Annotated in this window: 20 protein-coding genes and 2 tRNA genes; 8 read left to right on the forward strand and 14 right to left on the reverse strand. The window is 48.9% G+C overall.

The features are described 5' to 3' along the window. Nucleotides 1-87 precede the first annotated feature (87 nt). Nucleotides 88-612, forward strand: a complete 525-nt coding sequence (locus J0X00_RS06110) for a hypothetical protein (RefSeq protein ID WP_136487665.1) — start codon at nt 88-90, stop codon at nt 610-612. A gap of 184 nt (nt 613-796) precedes the next feature. On the opposite strand, the gene luxQ is transcribed toward J0X00_RS06110, so the two are convergent. From luxQ to J0X00_RS06130, 4 genes are all read right to left on the reverse strand, one after another. Continuing rightward, complete coding sequence (luxQ, locus tag J0X00_RS06115; RefSeq protein ID WP_282476657.1) at nt 797-3,385, reverse strand: quorum-sensing autoinducer 2 sensor kinase/phosphatase LuxQ; 2,589 nt, start codon at nt 3,383-3,385, stop codon at nt 797-799. 19 nt (nt 3,386-3,404) lie between these two features. After that, complete coding sequence (locus tag J0X00_RS06120) at nt 3,405-4,499, reverse strand: autoinducer 2-binding periplasmic protein LuxP (RefSeq protein ID WP_282476658.1); 1,095 nt, start codon at nt 4,497-4,499, stop codon at nt 3,405-3,407. Between the two features lie 410 nt (nt 4,500-4,909). Then, a complete protein-coding gene (locus tag J0X00_RS06125) occupies nt 4,910-5,209 on the reverse strand; it encodes a GIY-YIG nuclease family protein (RefSeq protein WP_168797065.1) in 300 nt (99 codons plus the stop codon). Beyond that, nucleotides 5,209-5,847, reverse strand: a complete 639-nt coding sequence (locus J0X00_RS06130) for a YceH family protein (protein ID WP_282476659.1) — start codon at nt 5,845-5,847, stop codon at nt 5,209-5,211. Before J0X00_RS06130 ends, J0X00_RS06125 begins: the two co-directional genes overlap by 1 nt. A gap of 476 nt (nt 5,848-6,323) precedes the next feature. Here J0X00_RS06130 and J0X00_RS06135 point away from each other — a divergent pair, with 476 nt between their 5' ends. Continuing rightward, nucleotides 6,324-6,641: a DUF496 family protein gene (locus J0X00_RS06135; protein WP_136487659.1), complete on the forward strand. Its 318-nt coding sequence runs from the start codon at nt 6,324-6,326 to the stop codon at nt 6,639-6,641. Between the two features lie 155 nt (nt 6,642-6,796). Here the strand turns inward: J0X00_RS06135 and glpK are convergent, their stop codons facing one another. Both glpK and J0X00_RS06145 read right to left on the reverse strand, forming a co-directional pair. Continuing rightward, entirely contained in the window at nt 6,797-8,335 is a 1,539-nt protein-coding gene (gene glpK, locus J0X00_RS06140) for a glycerol kinase GlpK (RefSeq protein ID WP_282476660.1), read from the reverse strand. Nucleotides 8,336-8,527: 192 nt separating this feature from the next. Continuing rightward, complete coding sequence (locus J0X00_RS06145) at nt 8,528-9,622, reverse strand: ketoacyl-ACP synthase III (RefSeq protein WP_282476661.1); 1,095 nt, start codon at nt 9,620-9,622, stop codon at nt 8,528-8,530. A gap of 233 nt (nt 9,623-9,855) precedes the next feature. Between J0X00_RS06145 and trxC the strand changes: the two genes are divergently transcribed. Together trxC and J0X00_RS06155 are read left to right on the forward strand one after the other, a co-directional pair. Further along, nucleotides 9,856-10,290: a thioredoxin TrxC gene (gene trxC, locus J0X00_RS06150; protein WP_136487656.1), complete on the forward strand. Its 435-nt coding sequence runs from the start codon at nt 9,856-9,858 to the stop codon at nt 10,288-10,290. Nucleotides 10,291-10,484: 194 nt separating this feature from the next. Then, nucleotides 10,485-11,639: an MFS transporter gene (locus tag J0X00_RS06155; protein WP_136487655.1), complete on the forward strand. Its 1,155-nt coding sequence runs from the start codon at nt 10,485-10,487 to the stop codon at nt 11,637-11,639. Between the two features lie 79 nt (nt 11,640-11,718). Here J0X00_RS06155 and J0X00_RS06160 read toward each other — a convergent pair whose 3' ends face one another. After that, nucleotides 11,719-11,886 carry a hypothetical protein gene (locus J0X00_RS06160; protein ID WP_282477021.1) on the reverse strand — a complete coding sequence of 56 codons (168 nt, stop codon included), beginning with the start codon at nt 11,884-11,886 and terminating at the stop codon, nt 11,719-11,721. Between the two features lie 52 nt (nt 11,887-11,938). Between J0X00_RS06160 and J0X00_RS06165 the strand changes: the two genes are divergently transcribed. Further along, nucleotides 11,939-12,142 (forward strand): DUF2986 domain-containing protein, encoded by a 204-nt coding sequence (locus tag J0X00_RS06165; RefSeq protein WP_136487654.1) that lies wholly within the window; start codon nt 11,939-11,941, stop codon nt 12,140-12,142. Here J0X00_RS06165 and J0X00_RS06170 read toward each other — a convergent pair. After that, nucleotides 12,131-12,604: an NYN domain-containing protein gene (locus tag J0X00_RS06170; RefSeq protein WP_282476662.1), complete on the reverse strand. Its 474-nt coding sequence runs from the start codon at nt 12,602-12,604 to the stop codon at nt 12,131-12,133. The genes J0X00_RS06165 and J0X00_RS06170 overlap by 12 nt on opposite strands. A 149-nt stretch (nt 12,605-12,753) precedes the next feature. Between J0X00_RS06170 and J0X00_RS06175 the strand changes: the two genes are divergently transcribed. Next, nucleotides 12,754-13,191 (forward strand): DUF4174 domain-containing protein, encoded by a 438-nt coding sequence (locus tag J0X00_RS06175; protein ID WP_282476663.1) that lies wholly within the window; start codon nt 12,754-12,756, stop codon nt 13,189-13,191. Between the two features lie 26 nt (nt 13,192-13,217). Here the strand turns inward: J0X00_RS06175 and cobA are convergent, their stop codons facing one another. From cobA to nirB, 4 genes are all read right to left on the reverse strand, one after another. Then, entirely contained in the window at nt 13,218-13,979 is a 762-nt protein-coding gene (gene cobA, locus J0X00_RS06180) for a uroporphyrinogen-III C-methyltransferase (RefSeq protein ID WP_282476664.1), read from the reverse strand. Between the two features lie 192 nt (nt 13,980-14,171). After that, nucleotides 14,172-15,020: a formate/nitrite transporter family protein gene (locus J0X00_RS06185; RefSeq protein ID WP_282476665.1), complete on the reverse strand. Its 849-nt coding sequence runs from the start codon at nt 15,018-15,020 to the stop codon at nt 14,172-14,174. Between the two features lie 127 nt (nt 15,021-15,147). Next, nucleotides 15,148-15,474, reverse strand: coding sequence for a nitrite reductase small subunit NirD (gene nirD / locus J0X00_RS06190; RefSeq protein ID WP_282476666.1), 327 nt, complete (start codon nt 15,472-15,474; stop codon nt 15,148-15,150). Beyond that, nucleotides 15,471-18,047 carry a nitrite reductase large subunit NirB gene (gene nirB, locus J0X00_RS06195; RefSeq protein ID WP_282476667.1) on the reverse strand — a complete coding sequence of 859 codons (2,577 nt, stop codon included), beginning with the start codon at nt 18,045-18,047 and terminating at the stop codon, nt 15,471-15,473. The genes nirD and nirB overlap by 4 nt, the downstream gene beginning before the upstream one ends. A 649-nt stretch (nt 18,048-18,696) precedes the next feature. On the opposite strand from nirB, the gene J0X00_RS06200 reads away from it, so the two are divergent. Both J0X00_RS06200 and J0X00_RS06205 read left to right on the forward strand, forming a co-directional pair. Next, nucleotides 18,697-18,891, forward strand: coding sequence for a hypothetical protein (locus J0X00_RS06200; protein WP_282476668.1), 195 nt, complete (start codon nt 18,697-18,699; stop codon nt 18,889-18,891). 531 nt (nt 18,892-19,422) lie between these two features. Further along, the gene (locus J0X00_RS06205; protein ID WP_136487644.1) at nt 19,423-21,027 is read left to right on the forward strand and encodes a BCCT family transporter; all 1,605 of its coding nucleotides are present in this window, start codon (nt 19,423-19,425) and stop codon (nt 21,025-21,027) included. Between the two features lie 152 nt (nt 21,028-21,179). On the opposite strand, the gene J0X00_RS06210 is transcribed toward J0X00_RS06205, so the two are convergent. Together J0X00_RS06210 and J0X00_RS06215 are read right to left on the reverse strand one after the other, a co-directional pair. Further along, a tRNA-Cys gene (locus J0X00_RS06210) sits at nt 21,180-21,253 on the reverse strand. Between the two features lie 29 nt (nt 21,254-21,282). Further along, a tRNA-Leu gene (locus J0X00_RS06215) sits at nt 21,283-21,369 on the reverse strand. Nucleotides 21,370-21,971 lie beyond the last annotated feature (602 nt).

Consider the following 21,971-nt stretch of genomic DNA (forward strand, 5'->3'; position numbering starts at 1 on the left):
ATATTCATCCGCTACGCTATTGATTTATCGCATGATTTGGCCTGTAATTTGCCTGCCTTTTTAAATTTCCATTTTAGGACTCAAGTGATGATAAAAAGAACATGTCTGGCCGGTCTGGTGGCATTTGCCACTGCCCTGCCAACAACGGCGTTGGCGAACAACTTTAACTACAACTTTTTAGAACTGCGCACTGGCGTGAGTCCGGAATCATTTGGCGGAGAATTCAGCACATTTTTCACTGAAAACACGCATTTAGTCGCGCGAATTGATTCTCGCATGGAAGGAGACTGGGATGCGGCGGGCGGCATTGGTTTCAACGGCCCGATTAATGCGTTCGCTGACATCTATGGCCAGTTTCTCGCGCACCATCTCCGTGGTAATGGCGACGAGAACCACAATACTGACGTCGTTATGGAGTTAAACGTAGGCTCACGCCTGTGGCTGACCAATCAGTTAGAAGTACACGGACGCATTGGCCGGACTGAAGAGCACTCTATTATCATCGCTGGTGTGCGTTTCCATTCCACGCAACAAATGTCGCTGAACGCTGAAGCGCGAAATGCAGGAGTGTGGGGCCCGCAATTCAGTATGGGTGTCCGTTTTCAGTTTTAATTCATCGATCAGGTTGAACATATAGATCATGTTGAATACATTGAACATAGAGATCATATCGCTGTCACTAAGCCCTGCTTTGCATTGTCGATACTGCTAAAAAATGGAATATAATCAAATGTACAATTTGAAGAAGCCATTGAACTTTCTGACCAGCTGAAAATGTCTCTGTTCGAAAAGTTGTTCAGGAATAATTCTTTTTAACCGGCGCGTTATACCCTGAACGATTGAGCTGGAAATTCACCAGTGCCTGATGCAGGGTATCTTCTTTGATCGGTTTTACAATCACGTACTCGGCGCCCGCCTGCATAAACGCTTCTTGTGTCTCCAGCATTCCATCCGCAGTACAGGCATAAACCGGGATCGGTAAACCCATTTCATGTTTGATGATCCGGGTAGCATCGACCCCGTCCAGATAAGGCAGTTGGTTATCCATCAGAATCATATCGTAATGCTGCTGTTTGACCCTCTCTATCGCTTTGAGGCCATCGGTCACCCACTCCACATTCATGCCGTATTTATTACAAAAAGCTTTGGCAATGAAGGCGTTGGTATGGTTATCTTCCACCATCAATACCTGAACAGTATCGTCAAAAAGATCATAGCGGGATTTACCAACCTGGGTGTCAGCTTCCCGCACTTCATTGGCAACAATCTCTACCGGTAATTCGATATCAAAACGGGTGCCGACGCCAAACTGAGAAGAAACCTCAATGCTGCCGCCCAACATTTCAATCAGACTGTGAACAATAGTGAGCCCCAGGCCGCTACCGCCATATTCGCGGGTATTGGTCGACTCCGCCTGCACAAAAGGTTCGAAAATAGCAGCCAGATCCTGATCGCGTATCCCAATACCGGTATCGAGCACGACGATTTTCAGCTTGGTCGGTGACACATCCTGATTCAGCTCAAGCTGAACGGAGATAGAACCATCATGGGTGAACTTCACCGCATTGTTGAGCAGGTTAAACAGCACCTGATTTAAGCGAACCTGATCGCCATTGATGAAAATGTCTTCATCAATATTACTCTCAAGTTGCAGTTCCAGCTGTTTCTCTCTGCATAGCGGCCCGTAGATTCTCTCAATCGCTGAAACCACATCAACCAGCCGGAAATCCACTTTTTGAATACGAAACTTGCCTTGCTCAATCTTGGAAAAATCGAGGATGTCGTTCAGTACCGCCAGCAAATGTTCACCACTGCTGCACAGAACGTTGACCTGCTCCGCTTGTTCTTTTGATTTCACCGTGCGTTTCAGTAACTGAGATACACCGAGAATGCCGTTAAGCGGCGTGCGCAATTCATGGCTCATCTTGGCCAGAAAATCGGCTCGTACTCGCGCGGTCTCTTCTGCTTCATTGCGGGCAATGCGGCTCTGTTTTTCTGCCTCAGCAATCGTAGTGACATCCTGGCCCTGAGTAATGATGGACTCGACCCGATTCTCCACAATAATCGGCGACAGGTTCCACAAGAAAACCCGACCGTCGACTTCGGTGTTCACCTCATTGAGGATTTCACCTCGTGCGGCTAGCTTTATCTGTGGTACCAGTTGTGCCTTTAACACATTGAACAGAGACAACTGATTAGCATCCTTTGGCCTGAAGTGAGACTCAGCAGCCGGATTCATCCGGATCATCTCACCATCGCTGGTCCACAAAATGGTCGGAGATAAAGCGAAAGTAAACAGATCCTCAAATTGCTTTTCCTGCTGTGACAAACGCTGGAAAGTGTGTTCCAACGTGCGGCCAAAATGGTCAAATTCGTAAATTTTAGAACCGGGAAAGAATCCGTCCAAACCGCGCTCAGCAACGTTGTGGGTATAGGTCATCAAGCCTTCAATTTCAGATTCAATACGACGTTGCAACCACCAGCGAATTAGCATAGAGACCGCGATCATCGCCACCAGAGCAAAAATCATCCAGAAATAGTAGTTGTCGCGTAAGCTCAGCGCATTTTGATTGCTCTGTACCGAATACACCTCAAGATAAGTAGGCACACCTTCGACATCTAGTACCGCTTTACTGACCATGTTTTTATCGTACAGCCCTTCACTCAGGCCATCTTCAATCACATCAAACGCCGAGTAGGACTCGTCCCCGTTGAGAGTTGACGCTAAAACTTCAGTGCCAACAGCCAGAATTAAATTCTGTGAATTGCTGCTATCACGAATGGTTTCAATCAGGGCAAAATTATTGTTAAGCACTATGCTAACAAACAGAAAGCCTATCACTTCACCTGTCGTGCTGTTGACGACGGGAGAGCGACGTACTAACAAATAAGTCATACCCAGTAAAGACGGGGTCTGCACCAAATGCCAATTGTTACTCACCGAGACCCGACGGATAATTTTATTCATTTCTCGGCTTTGAATGCCGTAAAACTGGGCGTTACCGTCTTCCCAGACCAACTCTTTCAAATCAGTGATAAAACGGATGTCCGGAGTATTACTCAACTCCAGTTGGTCCACGCTGAGAAAATACTGATCAAGTGCAGCGCCAGAATCGCTGCTTAACGCATCAATAAAACTGCTGTTTTTAGCACTACTGTCCTGGTGAATCTGCAACGTAGCAAGACGGTAATTAAACAGATTCTGGATCAAGCTCGCGGTCTGGGTAGCACTGCGTGCCACTTCCTGTGAGATTAACCGGCTGCTGATTTGATAGCTTTGGAACAGCACAGCCAGCGTGAGGGCGCCCAGCACCGCCACGATGGCACGACTGATAAAGGTCGCAATTCTTCTTTTCTGTTTTACTGTACTGGACCGGATGTTCACTCAGTGTTCCTTGGGCTAATTAACGATCGGAATACCGAAACGCACGTTGTTTGAATAAGCTGATCTGCTGCTTATCATCATGAGAAACGAGCTCAAAATCGCCGGAAAAGACCGTCGGGACAGCCAGCCCTTCGAGATCACGTTTAATCACTTCGGCCATCGCTATACCAGTATCATCATTCATGCGCATAATGGTGACATCCAAAGTGCCATCCTCCAGCGCCTGCAGCTCTGCCGAACCGCCGCCCCAGCCGTTCACCATAATGTCGTTCCGGTTGAGTTCTTTCAGGGCCTTCACCGCCCCCAAAGCCACATCTGTCGAACAGGCGTAGATGAATTTAATATCGGGATCATTTTTGACAATATTCAGAGCAGCCTCATAACCACTCTCTTCTGTCGCCTTGGTGTAATACGATGAAGCAAGATGATAATCACCGCTGCGCTCCATATTCTCAATAAAGGTATCACCACGCGCATCGCTCACATAGCCCTCGGAGAAATACAGTACAGAATACTTGCTGCCTTTGGGAACATGCTCACGATAATAATGGGCCAGTTGCAGTGCACCCATTTCATGATCAAAGCCAACATACATCATCGGCTGTCTGCCGTCCCAGTCGCGGACTGGCGTCGTAATATTTTGCAGGATCAACTTAGTTGGCGAAGAACTTAGTACATGTTCAATAAACTTTCGGTGCCGTGTCGTATCCAGGGTAAAAATTAAATAGTCAGAATTGTTTTTTAACGCTTCCATCAGAGAGAGACTTTGCTGACGTGTGTCCAGATTTGGCCGGGTAAAGACCTGATTGATCTGATATTCAATCCCCAGCTCTTCCATACGCATTTCGAACGCTTTTATATTGCGAACCCAATAGTCTGAAACCTGCTGGCCGGGAAAAACAACGGAAATGGATACGGGCTTTTGTTGTTCCCCTGCCATTGCAACTGGTGCCTGGCGAACGGCGCGTGACAACTGGTCAGTCAACTGCTTTTGCTGTGGGTTAGCATTTAAGAATTCCTGATAATGCCAGTATCCGCTCAACAATTGAGATGAATAGGACGTAGCTACCGGGGTGAAACCAAGTAAAAAAGAGAGAAAGAGCGCCTTCTTCATTCCACACATTCCGCCTGTTGGTTGATAATCACACCATCAACGCATTGTTGAGACGTGCTTGTTTACAAAGCAGCGCCGTAATATCAGCAAATCAATATTGCCTGAGAATTATTAAGCATACAGCGTACAATTAACAGCTTGCACGGCAAATAAAGCATGAATTTTTTATGCAAGTGATTAAATTAACAACATTTTCTTGGTTGTATATACAATAAATAATCTAAGTTATAACTGTTTCCTATTTCTGAAACAGTGCTGTGTTTGCAAAACCGCTTGCGAGGGCACAGATAACTGTCATTGAGTACAGCCCCTAAATACCCCTACAAAAACAGCAGTTATATCAATAATATGGACACAACTTAATCATAGACAGAGTGTCTGACATCAACAAGGCCGGAAAATCAGCGGGATCACAAAACCAGCGACAAACGGGAATCATCCATTATCAGGCGCTCTTTCTGTGCTTTGGTTAGCTGTTTTATTTTATATTCCAGACGCAGTGCTTCGCCCTTTAATGGGCCAAGTTCATATTGCCAGGCCAGGGTTAATGGCCCTTTACCCCGTAACGCTTTCGCCCCCTGCCCTTTCTCATGCTGACTGAAGCGTCGCTCCACATCAGTGGTGATACCACAGTAAAGGGCGTTGGAGGAAGTCCGAATCAGATACACCCACCAATTCGGACTTGAATTTTCACTGCTCACGAGCGTCATCAGGCCAAAGCTTGTTCAACCAGAGCACGCAATTCCGCAACTTCTTCACGCAGTGTCGCCACTTCCTGCTCCAGTGCTTCAATCTGTGAGTTGGCCGCTGGAGCGACAGATGCGCTTAGCAGAGATTCTAAATCGACTTCTCCACAAAACAGGTGCTGGTAACGAGATTCACGTTTACCCGGTTCACGCGGCAGTTTGACCACCAAGTCACGTTGCGCCAAGGCATCCAACACTGCCTCGGTCTGCTTTACATCAGAAAAAGAACAAAGACGGTTAGTTCGGGTACGTAATTCGCCCGGAGTCTGGGCACCGCGCAGTAACAGGCAACATACCAGGCCGAGCTCTTGTTCACCCAGCTTCAAATCACCAAACTCAGTGTTACAAAAACGGTGCTGATACTTAGGCGTACGACTGTTAAAACCACTTTCATCGCTGACTAAACGGCGACTGATCAACCCTTCAACCGCATCTTGTACTTCTGCATCAGACAATGACAAGACAGGCTCACGATTACTTTTCTGATTGCAGGCGGTGGTTAAACTATTGAGCGTCAGCGGGTAATGATCCGGCGTGGTTATTTCTTTTTCTATCAAGCAACCGATAACTCGTGCTTCAAGGGGAGATAGTTCTTGATTCATTGTTCTTTTCCTTAATTATTATTGTTACGGCTCACTGCCGAACTCACGTTCTTAGTGCTCAGGCGATAGGGACATGCGCAGAATACGCCCGTTTTCATCCATCACAATCACTTTAGAACGATGTAATTCTATATTCGTCAATTCCTGCTTGTGACGTTCTCGTATATAAGCTTGACCTAGTTTAGCCCGTTGAGAGTCTACCCGCTGCTCTATCGGAACAGGCTGCGCTTTCGTGCTGGGGGCTGACTCTTCGCCTGGGGGAACAATAATCTCTGAAGGCTGCATAATCGATCATAGGTTCATCATTATTGAATCCATGTTATAGCGTATTTTCAGGCATGTACAATCCACCCGTATATCGAGTGGTGATTTATTAGTCAAGGTGTTGTCATGTTTGATCTAAAGGCTGTTATGAGCTGGGATGTTATGCTTTAATCAGCCACAGTTGCTTTAATTCATTTTAGGGAAAGGGACCTATGAACAGCGTATTTGAAATTGTGAGTCTGGCTCGCCGTAAAAACAAACTCAAGCGTGAACTGTTGGATAACGAAAAGAAAGTTCGTGACAACCGTAAGCGTGTTGACTTGCTTGAGAACCTGGTTGACTACATCAAGCCAGACATGACTCAGGAAGAGATCATCGAAATCGTGAAAAACATGAAAGCGGACTACGAAGACCGTGTTGATGACCACATCATCAAGAGCGCGGAAATCTCCAAAGAGCGCCGTGAAATCAGCCGTCGCATCCGTGACCTGACCGAGCAGGACAAACTGGCCACTCAGGGTAAGAAATAATCCTGTCCTGAGCTAAGTTATCTATTGCACAAACCCGCCACCCGGCGGGTTTGTTATTTTACCGACGCCGTTTCTGATAGACGCCCATTTGGGCGTACAGATCAGTTTTGGCTCACACGTTAGTTTTGGCTCACACGTTAGTTTTGGCTCATACATTAGCGTTCTTGGTCATCGTGATGTAATTCCGACCAGGCGCGGGCGCACTGGATAGCACGTTTCCAACCACGGTAGCGCCGTTGACGCTTAGCTTCATCATGATACGGCTCGAAGCAGCGCTCGATTGCGGCTTTGCGCTGCAACGCTTCCAGACTTTGCCAATACCCGACTGCTAATCCGGCCAGATAGGCAGCACCCTGTGCGGTCACTTCCGTTTCGACCGGCCGCTCAACCCTGGTATCGAGAACATCCGCCTGGAATTGCATTAAAAAGTTGTTGGCAACCGCGCCGCCATCGACCCGTAACGCTGCAAGACGCATGTTAGAATCGGCCTGCATCGCATCCAGTACATCACGGGTCTGGTAGGCAATACTTTCCAGCGTGGCACGAATCAGGTGACTGGCATTCGTCCCCCGCGTCAATCCGACGATGGTTCCCCGCGCGTACGGGTCCCAATAGGGCGCGCCCAGTCCGGTAAATGCGGGCACAACATAAACCCCCTCAGACGATTCCACTTTGGTGGCGAAGTATTCGGAATCCTTTGCATCGCTCAGTAACTTCAGCTCATCGCGCAGCCACTGAATTGCCGCTCCGCCCATGAAAACGGAGCCTTCCAGCGCGTAACACGGCTTTCCATCCGGACCGCACGCGAGAGTGGTCAGTAATCCGTTGTCTGAGCAGACTTTTTGCTGGCCGGTATTCATCAGTAGAAAACAGCCGGTACCGTAAGTATTTTTGGCATCACCAGGGTTCACACATAAGTGTCCAAATAGCGCTGCCTGCTGATCACCGGCAATACCAGCAATCGGAATACGGGTTCCGCCTTTGCCACCAATATTGGTCTGGCCGTAAATCGCCGATGACGCTTTCACTTCCGGCATCATCGCGGCAGGAATGGAGAACAACTCAAGCAGCGACTCGTCCCAGCACAACTGGTTAATGTTGAACAGCATGGTACGGGAGGCATTGGTGTAGTCCGTCGCATGGACTCTGCCCTGAGTCATTTTCCACACCAGCCAGCTATCGACTGTGCCAAACAGCAGTTTGCCCTGCTCTGCAGCATGCCGGGCCCCGGGCACATTATCCAGAATCCATTTAATTTTACTGGCAGAGAAATAAGGATCCAGCACTAAGCCGGTTTTAGCGCGTATATTACTTTCCAACTGCTGAGCTTTCATCGCGGCGCACATATCCGCCGTCCGGCGACACTGCCATACAATCGCATTATAAACTGGCTTGCCGGTTTCCTTATTCCAGACAATCGTAGTTTCACGCTGATTGGTGATGCCGATAGCCGCCACATCATCGCTGCGGATCCCGGCTTTACCCAGGGCTTCAATCAAGGTTGCGCTTTGCGTGGCGTAGATTTCCATTGGATCATGTTCAACCCAGCCAGGGTGAGGATAAATTTGGCTGAACTGGCGTTGTGCGACGCTGACAATATTAGCATCGTGATCCAGTACCACCGCCCTGGAGCTGGTTGTTCCCTGATCCAGAGCGACGATGAAGTTTGGTCCGGCTGATTTAGGCTTGGTCATAAACACCCCTGACACTGCTGCTACGGTTCTTTTGAGCATATGCCATATTCCGCCCATCAGCTGAATCAATCTGGACTGAATCAAGGTGCGACAAAATGATTGCGGTACTGAATTCACGTCATGCTGAAGCAATAAAATGAAATCAAAATGAAGGATCGCTGGCCCCGCAGCCAGCGAGTGAATACGTGCGATTTATACCTGCAGAGCCGCGTGGTGCTGACAATGTTCAATCGCCGCCTGCAGCAGTTCTAACGCGGTTTTTTCCGATGGCGGTAGCTCGCCATCACTGCGCCCCAACGGTGTCGTGCGCTCGCCCCATTTGATATAACCCGCCCCCCAGGTCAGGCCTGCGCCGAACGCAGCCAGCAGCAGATTATCGCCTGCTTTTATCCGGCCTTGTTGCAATGCTTCGCACAGCGCAATCGGTACAGTAGCCGCTGACGTATTACCATAGCGCTGAATGTTAACGAAAGCTTTACTCTGTTCAATGCCCGACAGTTCGCATAATGTCTGGATAATGCGGATATTCGCCTGATGGGGAATGACCACATCAATATCATCTTTCGACAGACCGCTTTGTGCCAACACACTCTTGGCCGCTGCGCCCATGCCTTTCACCGCGCGCTTAAAAATTTCCTGACCAACAAACTCAAACGCCCAGAAGCCGTTCTGCTCATCAAAACGATCCATGGCCGTACCAAACTCAGGCACCGCCAGAATGTCGCGGCCGGCGGCATCACAACCAATCTTGGCATCCTGTAGCCCGACCGGTTGCTCGGTGCGACTGAGCGTTACGGCACCGGCACCATCGCCAAACAGCACCGCGGTATCGCGTTTAGTCCAGTCGAGGTAAAAAGACAGACGTTCTGCGCCTATCACTAATGCGTGCTGATAATTACCAGCCTGAATAAGCCGCGTCGCGGTTTCCAGGCCGTAGACAAAGCCGGTACACGCGGCGTTGAGATCAAACGCAGCAGCACTGCGAATGCCGAGATTCTGTTGTACTTTGGACGCGATATTAGGAATCAGCGAATCCGGTGAACAGGTCGCGACAATAATCAGATCGATGTCAGCGGCATTAAGCCCGGCACAAGCCAGTGCGTGGCGCGCCGCAACGGTGGCCAGTTCAGAGGTATTCACATGGCTGATTCGGCGCTGTTCAATGCCGGTGCGACTGCGAATCCACTCGTCATTGGTATCAAGAAAGGTACTGAGGTCGTCATTGGAGAGCGTTGCCGGGGGCAGACATTTCCCCCAGCCAGTAATGTCCGCATAAAACTTAGTCATGGTCATCCTGTTTTTTGTTGTTGTTATCATTGTAATCATGCGACCTGCCCCAACATTTGACTCATCAACTGCGATAATGACAAGACACATGCAGGTCAGAGCATGGCAAATGTTCAATACGGCCGCAATCGAATAAGGTTCGCATATCGCATCAATGCAAGAAAGTATACGCCGATTTGGCTGCCAAGGCGAAATCACAGGGGTGACCCGGGCGTCACATTTGAGAGGAAGTTATGACCACATTTAATACCCGCTGTCCCGCATGCCATGCGATGAACCGCGTTCCAGAAACCCGTATTTCAGAAAACCCGAGCTGCGGCAAATGCCAGGCCTCGCTGCTGGACGGCGCTCCGCTTGAAGGTACTATCGCTAACTTCAGCGCCCTGCTTACCAGCGATGTGCCTGTCGTAGTCGACTTCTGGGCTCCCTGGTGTAACCCGTGTGTCGGCTTCGCACCGGTATTTTCCGATGTGGCTGAAGAGCGCAAAGGAGAAGTTCGCTTTGTCAAAATCGATACCGAAAGTCAGCAGCAGTTAGCCGCGCAATTTCAGATCCGTAGCATCCCGACCATCATGGTGTTCAAAAAGGGGCAAAGGGTCGATATGATCAACGGTGCGTTGCCAAAATCGCAATTTGATCAATGGCTGAACCAAGCGTTAGTTAAGTAACTTATTCCTATAAATTTAGCTAAAAGTTGGTGTTTTATGCTAGAGAACACCAACTTTACTTCCCTTTTTGCTAAATGACTCCTTGATAAAATTTATTAATCGTCAAGGTCACAATTTTTCATTTTACCTTTCAAATCATAAGTTTCATATTCGCCGCGAAATCCCCCTGTCCTGCTTATTTTCGAGGCTACTCCGTGAGTACTTCTGCTGTTTCTGTCCAACGAATTTCTGTACCAGTGATCGCCCTGTCACTGTATGCGGTAGCATCCGGCTACCTGATGAGTCTTATCCCTCTTATGCTTTCTGATTATGGGCTTGAAGCATCTCTGGCCAGCTGGATGGCCAGCGTATTCTATGCAGGTTTACTGCTGGGTGCGGTGATTATGGAACCGTTTGTTAACCGTCTCGGGCACCGTCTGGCGTTCCTGGGTTGTCTGGCATTACTGATTATTTCGATTGTTGCGCTACCGGTGTTGCCGTATGCCGCAGCATGGCTTGTTGCTCGCTTTGTCGCCGGCGTTGCCGTTGCGGGCGTCTTCGTGGTCGTTGAGTCCTGGTTACTGCATGGTAACGAATCTGGCCGTGCCAAACGTCTGGGCATTTACATGGCGGCTCTGTACGGCGGCACTGCAATCGGTCAGCTTGGTATCGGTGTACTGGGCGTTTCCGGTGGTGTTCCTTTCTTTGCCATTATCACACTGCTGGTTATGGCATCGGTGGTACTGATTTACGGTAAAACCGATCAGCCACAGACACAGCACGGTGTCAGCCTGTCATGGAAACAAATTTTTAAACTCAGCCACGCGGCGATTATCGGCTGTCTGGTGTCTGGCCTGACACTGGGTGCAATTTACGGCCTGATGCCGGTCGAGTTGGCAAAACGTGGTATCAGCCATAGCCATATTGGCACATTAATGGCGTTGATCATTCTGGGTGCAATGGCAGTCCAGCCAATGGTGCCATGGATGTCAAAATTCATGGGACGTAAATTACTGATGGCTTTGTTCAGCTTAGTCGGTGCCGGTGCTACGGTTTTACCACTGATCAATCCGGGCGCAGACATGTTAGCGATGGGTTTATTCCTGCTCGGCATGGCAACTTTTGCTATCTATCCGATTGCGATTAACCTCGGCTGTGACAAGCTTGACGCAAGCTACATTGTCTCTGCAACTCAGGTGATGCTGTTTAGTTACAGTATTGGGTCCGTACTGGGTCCGGTCCTGGCCGACAGCTTTATGCAAGATACGCAAGGTCTGCTGGGTTACCTGTTCGTTATCCTGCTGGCAACTTGTATATACATGCTGATGTCGAGTGTAAAAACCAAGCGCCAATGGGTGGCCGGAGAATAAGACAGCTTGGCGGCGAATAAAGTCAGCCAAAGCTCAACGACTCTAAAAAGATGAAGGCAAGCCACGCGGCTTGTCTTTGTTATTTCTGCGCTTGTCTGAGACGGCGGTTAGACTGTTCTCTGGGCGGTTTATCTGGAACGGGTTTGCGCTCATGCAACAAGTGCCGGATGGCCAGCAGCGGATGCGGCAGTAACATTGTCCCGCCATTGCCGCCAGTAAATAACCACTCGGTACAGTTGAGCTTCACATCGAAAACCAGTAAGCTCCGCACCTCAACACCTAGACTCACAGAGCCTGAGATGAACCGTAAAAAACGCATTAACCAGATTTTAAAAACCAAACTGAAAAAACAGAACGCTAAGCTGCATAACAGCAACAAGCCGCGCTACATTTCCAAAGCGGAGCGCGCCAAACTTGAAGCCGAACAGGCACAAGGTGAGCAAGCAGCACAAGCGCCTGAGCAGCAAGAGAGCGCAGTGACCGAGCCTCAGTCAGAGCAGTAAGTCACCCTCGATAGCCACGTAGTGGTTGGCGGCATCAATCAGACTTTTAGCCGTCAACCCCGGCACACCGTATACCTCGACTTCTTTCCCGTATTTGTCCTGAATACGTTTAACCAGAATATCGAAATCCCCGTCACCGGAGACCAGCACGATTGTGTCTACTTCGGGTGCCAGTTCAATCGCATCCAGTGTGATCCCTACATCCCAGTCGCCTTTGGCACTGCCATCAGAACGCTGAATGAAAGGTTTAAGCTGCACCTCAAAACCGATACCACGCAGAATGTGATGAAACTGACGCTGGCGGCTGTCGTTGGAGGCTATGGCATAGGCGTTGGCCCGATGAACCTTGCGTCCCCGAGTCACGCTCTGCCAAAAGTGATTATAGTCAAAGTGCTGCTGATAACGTGACTTGCAGGTGTAGTAAACGTTCTGAACGTCGACCAGAATGGCGATGGTTTGCATAGTTTATGTCTGCTTTAAGTGAACTTAACCGTGCCCTGCGCGTAAAAACGTGCAGCAAGGGCTGGCTTATGTGTGGAAGGAAGACCTTAACACATTCGGCCCATGGAATCCTTAGCCATTCACTGCCCCGGCAGCACAGGAGGTAAACCATGAAATCTGCGCTACTTGCTGTTGTTGTGCTTATTGTCCCTGTTGTTGCTCAGGCTTACCCACTTTATTCTAATCAGTGGACTCATCGCAGTGTGCTCTACTTTGCCCCCACTCAGGATCGCTACGTGCGCCAGTTCTTAGTAGAAACTCTGATGCACCAGTGCGAACTGACAGAGCGTGACGTTGTCACCATAGTCATCACTGAAGATGGTTTCAGCCAGCCTGAGTGGCTGAAACATGAGTTTGACCTCAATGATATTCTGCTCGCTTACCGTGTGTCCCCTGGCCAGCACACCGCTGTTTTGGTTGGCAAAGACGGCAGCGAAAAAATGCGCTGGGGAAAAACCACGGACTGGGACGCTCTCAAGCAAACCATTGATGCTATGCCCATGCGGAGGCAGGAGATGGCACGCTCATCCAGCCGCTGTCAGATTTAGCGATCATATTCAGCTTTCATATCTGGTTATTCACCAAACCAGGCCAGTTTGTCGTGCAGAGCGGTCACGCTGCCAACCACGATTAATGCCGGGCTCTGCGCCTGGGCCGCCAACTCAGGCAACTGAGCTAATTCACCTCGCAATACCCGCTGCTGTGGCGTGGTGCCTTTCTCTATAATCGCACACTGAGTCTGCTTCGCCAGGCCGCCGCTGATCAGTTGCTCGGCGATGTGCTGGCTCTGCTTGAGCCCCATATAAAACACCAGGGTTTGATTACTTTGCGCTAAGGCTTGCCAGTTAATTGGGGAGCCATCTTGTTGCAAATGCCCGGTGATGAACTGGACACTTTGCGCGTGCTCGCGATGAGTGAGCGGAATACCGGCATAGGCCGTTGCGCCCGCTGCCGCCGTAATTCCAGGCACCACTTCATAGGCGATGTGATGATCTGCCAGTACTTCCAGCTCTTCACCACCGCGACCAAAAATAAATGAATCGCCGCCTTTCAGACGCACCACATGTAATCCTTGCCGCGCTTTATCTACCAGAATCTGGTTGATTTTCTGCTGGGGAACGCAATGAAAATCGAGCTGCTTACCCACATAAATGCGCTCTGCCTGGGCCGGCGCTAAGTCCAGGATGGCCTGCGAAACCAGACGGTCATACACCACAACCTGCGCTTGTTGAATAACTCGCAGTCCTTTCACTGTCAACAAATCTGGGTCACCGGGTCCGGCACCGACCAGAGAAACAAAACCACAAGGTTGCGGATAAGATTGAGTCACGCTCATCGTTTAGCCTATAAAGTAAATTCAATTATCAAAAGTCACTGATGCCGAGGCATCACCCTGATGACCTTTTATAATTAAACTGATGTAAAACATTGGACTGCAATGCCACAAACTAGCCTGCAACGCCTCAAGACGACCTAAAACAGCAGCAGAGAGGAGCAGGCCCTACTCACACGCAGAGCCTGCAGCGGATTATTTAGCATTCAATACCGGTTGCGCGGCTTGTTCAGTTTCATCATCCAGCTTAGGTGCGGTTTTGGCGTGGGTCAGGTAAAGAGGAAGGCAGGTAAACAGCAGACCACCAATAATATTACCCAGAATAGTCGGCACCAGGTTGAAATTCAGCCAGGTCGCGATGCCAAAATCGGCGCCCAGTAACATACCGAGCGGGAACAGGAACATATTCACCACAGCGTGTTCAAATACCAGAGCGAAGAAGATAAAAATCGGCAGCCACATGGCGACAATTTTACCCGCCACTGAACGAGAGGTCATATTACCAATCACGCCCAGACACACCATCAGGTTACATAAAATACCGCGCACAAAACAGGTGAGCCAGCCATCAGCACCCAGATTTTCAAACCCGATGGTACGCGCCGTGGCGACTGCGATAAATTTCTGACCCACCGCATTCGGCTCAACACTGAAGTTCATGGTCAGCGAGAGTGCAATCAGGCCCGCTACAATCAGAGAGCCAATCAGGTTACCCAAGCCGACCAGGCCCCAGCAGCGCAGCACCCGTCCCCAGGTGACTCCCGGGCGGTTATCCAGTTTTGCTAAAGGTGCCAGACCAAACACGCCTGTCACCAGGTCATAGCCCATCAGGCTCAGAATACAAAAGCCGACCGGGAACACCAATGCCCCGACAATACCCAGACCGGTTTGAGTAATAGTAGTGATGGCAACAACGACCGCCAGAGACAAAATGATACCGGCCATCATGCCGCGCAATATCAGATCCCGGGTGCCGGTTTTGATTTTTGCTTCGCCGACATCAACCATGGTTTGAACAATTTCTGCAGGTTTCAGTGCTGACATAGAGGAATCCCCATCGAAAAGTTAAATTGAAAAAATTGAAGATTGAACAGGTAAAGGGATCAGAGATACAAATCCTTTGCCTGTGCAATCTTGGCCACCCCGTTGTTGAGCAGGTGGCCAGGTAGTATTACAGTGCGACTTCTACCATGCCGTCACAGACTCGCGTCTGATACGTTTTCACACTGAAACGCTCATCTTCCAGACACAGACCTGTGCGCAGATTAAAGCGCTGTTTTTTCAAAGGACTGGCAACCCACAGCTCCCCCTGATGTTCACCGATAAGACCGCGGGACAAAACGTTCGCTTTCGCAAACGGATCCAGGTTAGCAATCGCCGCCACGCAGCTTTCTTGTCCGGGACGAAACAGGGCAACCTGCTCGCCATTGACCAGCGCACACACTCCGGTTCCCGGTACAATCTCGTTGATGTCACAAATTTTTAGCCACTGACTCATGCTTCATTCTCCAAAGCCACATGTAAAATGTCACCACGCTGAGCAATTGCACTGTCGGCGTGTTTCTCCGCCCACGTCGCCGGACGATGCTGATCGCGCTGTGTGACAAACAGCACATTGTCATCACGTAACTCACTGTTAATGAAGTGAGAAAAACGTTTCAGCTGCTGAGGATTGTCTAGGGTTGCCTGCCACTCACACTGATACTCATCCACCAGGCGCGCGACATCGGCTTCTAACTGATCGTTGATACCCAATTTATCCTCGACAATCACCTGACGCAGATAGTCGATACCACCTTCCATGTTTTCCAGCCATACGGAGGTTCGCTGCAGTTTGTCTGCGGTGCGGATATAGAACATCATAAAGCGGTCGATGTAGCGCAGCAGCGTAGCCTGATCCAGGTCGCTGGCCAGTAAATCGGTGTGGCGCGGCTTCATCCCGCCGTTTCCGCACACATACATATTCCAGCCGGCATCGGTCGCGATAATACCGAGATCTTTACCCTGCGCTTCCGCACATTCGCGGGTACAGCCAGACACGCCGAATTTCATTTTATGCGGCGTACGAATACCCTTATAACGATTTTCAATCAGTACACCGAGGCCAACGCTGTCTTGGACGCCGAAACGGCACCAGGTTGACCCCACACAGGTTTTTGCCATGCGCAGCGCTTTGGCATAGGCCTGACCTGTTTCAAATCCGGCCTCCAGCAGTTTGCGCCAGATAGCCGGTAAGTCATCTTTTTGCGCGCCGAACAGACCAATCCGCTGAGCACCGGTCACTTTGGTGTACAAATTATATTCAGCAGCGACGTTTGCCAGCGCAGCCAAAGCCTGAGGTGTCACCTCACCACCTGCCATACGCGGTATCACCGAATAGGTGCCGTCTTTTTGCATGTTGCCCAGGAAGTTGTCATTGGTATCCTGCAAAGCAACCAGAGACGGTGACAATACATGCTCCCCCCAGCAAGAAGAGAGAATCGAACCAATCGCGGGTTTACAGGTTTCACACCCATAACCATGGCCGTGCTTTTCCAGTACCTCGGCAAAACTTTTCAGTCCTTCAATGCGAATGAGATGAAACAGCTCCTGACGCGAATAAGCAAAGTGCTCACAGATATCACGTTTCACTTCGATACCCGACTTAGCAAGCTCAGCATTCAGCACCGAAGTCACCAGCGGGATACAGCCACCGCAGCCAGTCCCGGCCCCGGTTTCTGCTTTGACCGCGGCCAGGGTATGGCAGCCTTGCGCGACAGCATGGGCAATCTTGCCTTTCGTGACATCAAAACAAGAACAAATCACGGCGCTGTCCGGCAACGCATCAGCGCCGAGCGCTGGTTTTTCTGCTCCGGCATGGGCAGGTAAGATCAAGGTGTCCGGATGTTTGGGTAATTCAATATCATTAAGTTTAAGTTGCAGCAGATCGCCATAGTCCGCGGTGTCGCCGACCAGAACAGCACCGAGCAGTTTCTTACCATCTTCCGAAACGATAATGCGTTTATAAACTTCCTGCTCTTCATTCTGATAGACGTAACTTTTACAGCCCGGTGTACGCCCGTTAGCGTCACCAATCGAACCGACTTTAACACCCAGCAATTTCAGCTTGGCGCTCATATCCGCGCCGCTGAAGCTGCTGTCGTTGCCGGCCAGATGATCAACCGCCACGGTTGCCATCTTGTAGCCCGGTGCAACCAGGCCAAAGAACTGTTGATTCCAGGAGGCACATTCGCCAATGGCATAAATGTCGGGATCCGATGTCTGGCAGCGATCATTAATCGCAATACCACCTCGCGGCGCAATGTCGAGCCCCATCTGACGAGCCAGCTTGTCCTGCGGACGAATACCGGCAGAGAAGACGATGAAATCCACCTCAAGATGAGTGCCGTCTGCAAACACCATGGTATTACGCGCCGCTTCGCCACCTGCAACGATTTCCAGCGTGTTTTTACTGGTGTGAACCTGCACGCCCATCCGCTCGATTTTGTTGCGCAGCTGCAAGCCACCCTGCTGATCCAACTGCTCCGCCATCAGTACCGGAGCAAATTCGACCACATGAGTTTGCATACCCAAAGCTTTCAGTGCACCGGCCGCTTCCAGTCCCAGTAGTCCGCCGCCAATAACAACACCACTACGGCTTTTCTTGGCGCAGGCTTCAATCGCTTTGAGATCTTCAATCGTACGGTATACAAAACAGTCTTTACCTTCATTGCCTTTGATAAGCGGAACAAAAGGATACGAGCCAGTCGCCAGAACCAGTTTGTCATAGTGAACCTCACGGCCCGCACTGGAATACACTATCTGCTGCTCACGGTTAATATTGACAGCGCGCTCACCAACATGCACTTGGATACCATGTTTCTCATAGAAGCCCGTAGTGACCAAAGAGAGCTCTTCTGCGGTATGGTGAGAAAAATAAGAAGATAGGTGAACTCGGTCATAGGCAATGCGTGGCTCTTCACAGAACACAGTTACCTCTAATTGAGTGGCGTCCATTTTCTCCACAAGATCTTCAAGATAGCGATGGCCTACCATGCCATTACCTATGATGACCAGCTTCAATTTGCTCATACGGATTCCCAGATAATTGTCTTAAATCGTTAATCCGGATTGTTATTTATGAAAGAAAATGAATTAATGATGTAAATCAATTACAGAATTGAACTACCCCAAAGGGGTAGATAAGAAGTTAACAACTGTTCAACAACTGATGTGTAAAGGTAACCCGTATCCGGTTCGCGCCGATTTCTCTGCACCTTTGCTTTCAGAGTTGGAAAATTACAACAAGTCGCCGTTGGGCTTTACAAACCAACCAGATTGATTCAACGCATCAAGATTCAATACAAAAAATGTAACATCTGTCACTTGCTAATGTTACAGGTGTTACACCTTTGAGAGTCTAAAAGCATTTATCCTAACTATATATACAATAAGATTATTTCAAAAAAATCGCCTACATATTGTTTCCCGGTCTGTACACAACGTGTCACATCCCAAGTTGTAACGTGGACAAATCGTCCATTCTCCCTTTTAAGGGTTTTCAATAAATTATGATCTGGATCAATATTTGCTCCGTACAAATGAGCAGCTTTTCGGCAGGACTGTATCAAAGCTTTTACCAACCGGTATTTGATTCACTTAGACGTTTTTATCACCTGTCATTAAGGCGTGTAATGAAAACGCGACGCGCTAAGGTCGCGAGAATCTAGGAGATAAGATCATGAAAAGTATAAGTTTAAAAGCATTAGTTCTGGCAGTTGCACTGGTGATTTCTAGTGTCGGAGCCAGTATTGCTGTCGCTCAACCCAATCAATCATCAACCGGACTGCTAAATAGCGTCGTGGTCACCACATCAGATCAAGGCCGTGAAGGTGATGAACCATGTATGGACGAGCCTGTCTGCCGAGGTTGGTAATGAGTTTGAGTGTTCCAACACTTCTGTCAGGGCCGCCACGGCCCTGATTTTTTATATTTAAGTAGTCTGCACTTTAGACAACGCCATTCGCTGACCCACCTTTTTTGTGGTTTGACACACAATTCCTTGAACTGGAAGGCATTTGCGTTATTTGGAAGACAATAATGTCGCATTGAGACAATCACCCACTACTCGTTACTCAGTACGATAACCTCTTTAACCTTTAGGACAGACTAGTACGCAAGCGGTCACGAATGATGAGTTCCGACCTAACGGTCAATAATGCATGCAGTCTGCTAACACGGCTCAGTACAATGAAGACTAATGTTTCGCACACAACACTTTAAACCAAGCTTAAAGCCATCTACATCGGATAAAATAACCACATTTGACTTGCACAACGCTATAAGGCTACAATTTTTGCCATAGATTTTCATTTGTGCACTAATCATTTAATTAATACCACGTAGGAATTAGCCAAACGGACTGGCTTACCATACATTGAACACAAAACAATTTGAGTTGATCTTTATGGAAGATGCTTTAAAAAAATACAGTATAGAAACCACTGACTATCAGGTCGGTCAGGACAATGTTCAAAAATGGGGCTTTGATGTACATAACCCAGTTTTTGGCATCAGCGCTGGCCTCATTATTGTTTTCCTGGCCACACTATTACTTGTCGGACCGGAAACCGCTAAAGAGTCATTAAACACTTTGAAAAATGGCATCATCGAACAGTTTGATTCGCTGTTTATGTGGGTCGCCAACTTTTTCGTCCTCTTTACCTTCATCATCATGATCTCCCCTTTAGGTAGGATCCGTATCGGCGGCAAAGAAGCAACGCCGGATCACTCCCGTGCATCCTGGTTTTCGATGTTATTTGCCGCCGGTATGGGTATCGGTCTGCTGTTCTGGAGTGTGGCTGAGCCAACCGCATATTATACCGATTGGTGGGGTACACCGTTTAATGTGACCCCAAACACCCCGGAAGCAAAATCTCTTGCGATGGGGGCGACCATGTTCCACTGGGGGATTCACGGTTGGGCAATGTATGCGATTGTTGCACTGGCCTTAGCTTTCTTTGCATTTAATAAAGGCTTACCTCTGTCTCTGCGCAGCGTTTTTTATCCGGTACTGGGCGATCGTGCCTGGGGTTGGACAGGGCATGCGATTGATATTATGGCGGTACTGGCAACTCTGTTTGGTCTTGCAACCTCATTAGGCCTGGGGGCTCAGCAGGCCACCAGCGGTATGAACTACGTGTTTGGTACCGATGGCGGGATCGGTATGCAGCTGTCGGTCATCGTGTTCGTCACTTTGATTGCGATTATTTCCGTTATTCGCGGCATCGATGGCGGCGTTAAAGTATTGAGTAACGTCAACATGGTGTTCGCCTTCGCACTGTTGGTATTCATTGTTGCTGTGACCTTCAATCTGACTGTAGAGTCCATTCCTTTCACCTTGAAAGCTTATGTTGAACATATTCTTCCACTGAGCTACCCGTATGGCCGTGATGATGAAGTATGGATGCACGGCTGGACTGTGTTCTACTGGGCGTGGTGGATCTCATGGTCACCATTTGTCGGCATGTTCATCGCTCGCGTTTCTCGCGGTCGTACCGTGCGTGAGTTCCTGTTTGCGGTGATTTTTGTCCCTACTCTGCTGACGCTGCTCTGGATGGCTATTTATGGTGGTATTGCGCTGGATCAGGTCGCTAACAAAGTGGGTGAACTGGGAGCCAATGGTCTGACCGATATCTCGCTGACCTTGTTCCAGGTTTACGAGCAACTGCCGTATGGCACGGCAATCTCGATTATTTCTGTCGTACTGATCCTGATTTTCTTTATTACCTCATCAGATTCAGGCTCACTGGTCATCGATAGCATTACCGCCGGCGGTAAAATCGATGCCCCGGTACCGCAACGTATTTTCTGGGCGAGCGTCGAAGGCGCAATCGCGGCGGTGATGCTTTGGGTTGGCGGCAAGGAAGCACTGCAAGCATTGCAATCGGGTGTGGTTGCGACTGCTCTGCCATTCAGTATCGTGCTACTGGTAATGTGTGTAAGCTTAGTGAAGGGACTGCGCTCTGAGTATCATGTCTACGATAGCCAAGCCATTGCGGTTAAATCTTAATACGCGATACCAATGGAAACACACAAACAGATCAAGGTCAGCTTATGCTGGCCTTTTTCATGCAAGCTTGTAGCGGTTAGCGGATGTTAAACGCCAGATACAAAAAAACCAGCTTTATGCTGGTCATGTCGTTCTCACAATAAAGAAGAGAATGGAGGCGCGTCCCGGAGTCGAACCGAGGTCCACGGATTTGCAATCCGCTGCATGGCCACTCTGCCAACGCGCCTCTATAGTAGATGGTGATAAGTTGATTGATGGTGCCCCGGGCCGGACTTGAACCGGCACAACTCGAAAGTCGAGGGATTTTAAATCCCTTGTGTCTACCAATTTCACCACCAGGGCAACTCAATCAAGCGATGGTCACACCATCTGTTCTGACGACCTGTGCCGTGAGAACGAGGTGTACTTTAACGGATTGAGTTTTCAGGTCAACAAAAAATTTGATATTTATCAACTGACTGAACAACAAACGTGCCAATGGGATTATTTAACGCACAATATGGATAACAAGACATCGCTTTCTTTACGTCGCCCGGACTCTGAATCAAAACAGTGTCAGAAAATAGCCCCTCTTCACGACAAGCCTTTAGGCGCAGATAACTCATGCTCCTGAGCCAATGATGATATCCACGCATGCACTAAGAACATAGGCTCTACCAAAAACCATACATGGGCTCCACCAAAAACCAAAAGTGTCCAACTGTAAACTTAACCGTAAGGGGGCTTACACTTGGTTTAGCTTTTCCTTAACCTTATGAATTTCCAATTCATATTCTATTATTTTCAACAATAAATAATGACATATTTGTTAACAACGTGTTCACCCACCTGTATATCTACACCATAAGATTAATAATACTCATTGAAAATCAAAGAGATAAGTCTTGGTTCATTTCTTGCTCCCGAAGTGTACAGCTGGCAACTCCCTAACGACGTAAATGATC

The sequence above is a fragment of the Vibrio sp. ABG19 genome (assembly GCF_029962385.1).
GTDB classification, from domain to species: Bacteria; Pseudomonadota; Gammaproteobacteria; order Enterobacterales; family Vibrionaceae; genus Vibrio; species Vibrio ostreae.

Bases quoted from the DNA above. Each gene is read 5' to 3' on its own strand.
- J0X00_RS06110 (WP_136487665.1), top strand. From the start codon at position 88: ATGATAAAAAGAACATGTCTGGCCGGTCTGGTGGCATTTGCCACTGCC.
- J0X00_RS06120 (WP_282476658.1), bottom strand. From the start codon at position 4,499: ATGAAGAAGGCGCTCTTTCTCTCTTTTTTACTTGGTTTCACCCCGGTA.
- J0X00_RS06125 (WP_168797065.1), bottom strand. From the start codon at position 5,209: ATGACGCTCGTGAGCAGTGAAAATTCAAGTCCGAATTGGTGGGTGTAT.
- J0X00_RS06130 (WP_282476659.1), bottom strand. From the start codon at position 5,847: ATGAATCAAGAACTATCTCCCCTTGAAGCACGAGTTATCGGTTGCTTG.
- J0X00_RS06135 (WP_136487659.1), top strand. From the start codon at position 6,324: ATGAACAGCGTATTTGAAATTGTGAGTCTGGCTCGCCGTAAAAACAAA.
- glpK (WP_282476660.1), bottom strand. From the start codon at position 8,335: ATGACCAAGCCTAAATCAGCCGGACCAAACTTCATCGTCGCTCTGGAT.
- J0X00_RS06145 (WP_282476661.1), bottom strand. From the start codon at position 9,622: ATGACTAAGTTTTATGCGGACATTACTGGCTGGGGGAAATGTCTGCCC.
- trxC (WP_136487656.1), top strand. From the start codon at position 9,856: ATGACCACATTTAATACCCGCTGTCCCGCATGCCATGCGATGAACCGC.
- J0X00_RS06165 (WP_136487654.1), top strand. From the start codon at position 11,939: ATGAACCGTAAAAAACGCATTAACCAGATTTTAAAAACCAAACTGAAA.
- J0X00_RS06170 (WP_282476662.1), bottom strand. From the start codon at position 12,604: ATGCAAACCATCGCCATTCTGGTCGACGTTCAGAACGTTTACTACACC.
- J0X00_RS06175 (WP_282476663.1), top strand. From the start codon at position 12,754: ATGAAATCTGCGCTACTTGCTGTTGTTGTGCTTATTGTCCCTGTTGTT.
- cobA (WP_282476664.1), bottom strand. From the start codon at position 13,979: ATGAGCGTGACTCAATCTTATCCGCAACCTTGTGGTTTTGTTTCTCTG.
- J0X00_RS06185 (WP_282476665.1), bottom strand. From the start codon at position 15,020: ATGTCAGCACTGAAACCTGCAGAAATTGTTCAAACCATGGTTGATGTC.
- nirD (WP_282476666.1), bottom strand. From the start codon at position 15,474: ATGAGTCAGTGGCTAAAAATTTGTGACATCAACGAGATTGTACCGGGA.
- nirB (WP_282476667.1), bottom strand. From the start codon at position 18,047: ATGAGCAAATTGAAGCTGGTCATCATAGGTAATGGCATGGTAGGCCAT.
- J0X00_RS06200 (WP_282476668.1), top strand. From the start codon at position 18,697: ATGAAAAGTATAAGTTTAAAAGCATTAGTTCTGGCAGTTGCACTGGTG.
- J0X00_RS06205 (WP_136487644.1), top strand. From the start codon at position 19,423: ATGGAAGATGCTTTAAAAAAATACAGTATAGAAACCACTGACTATCAG.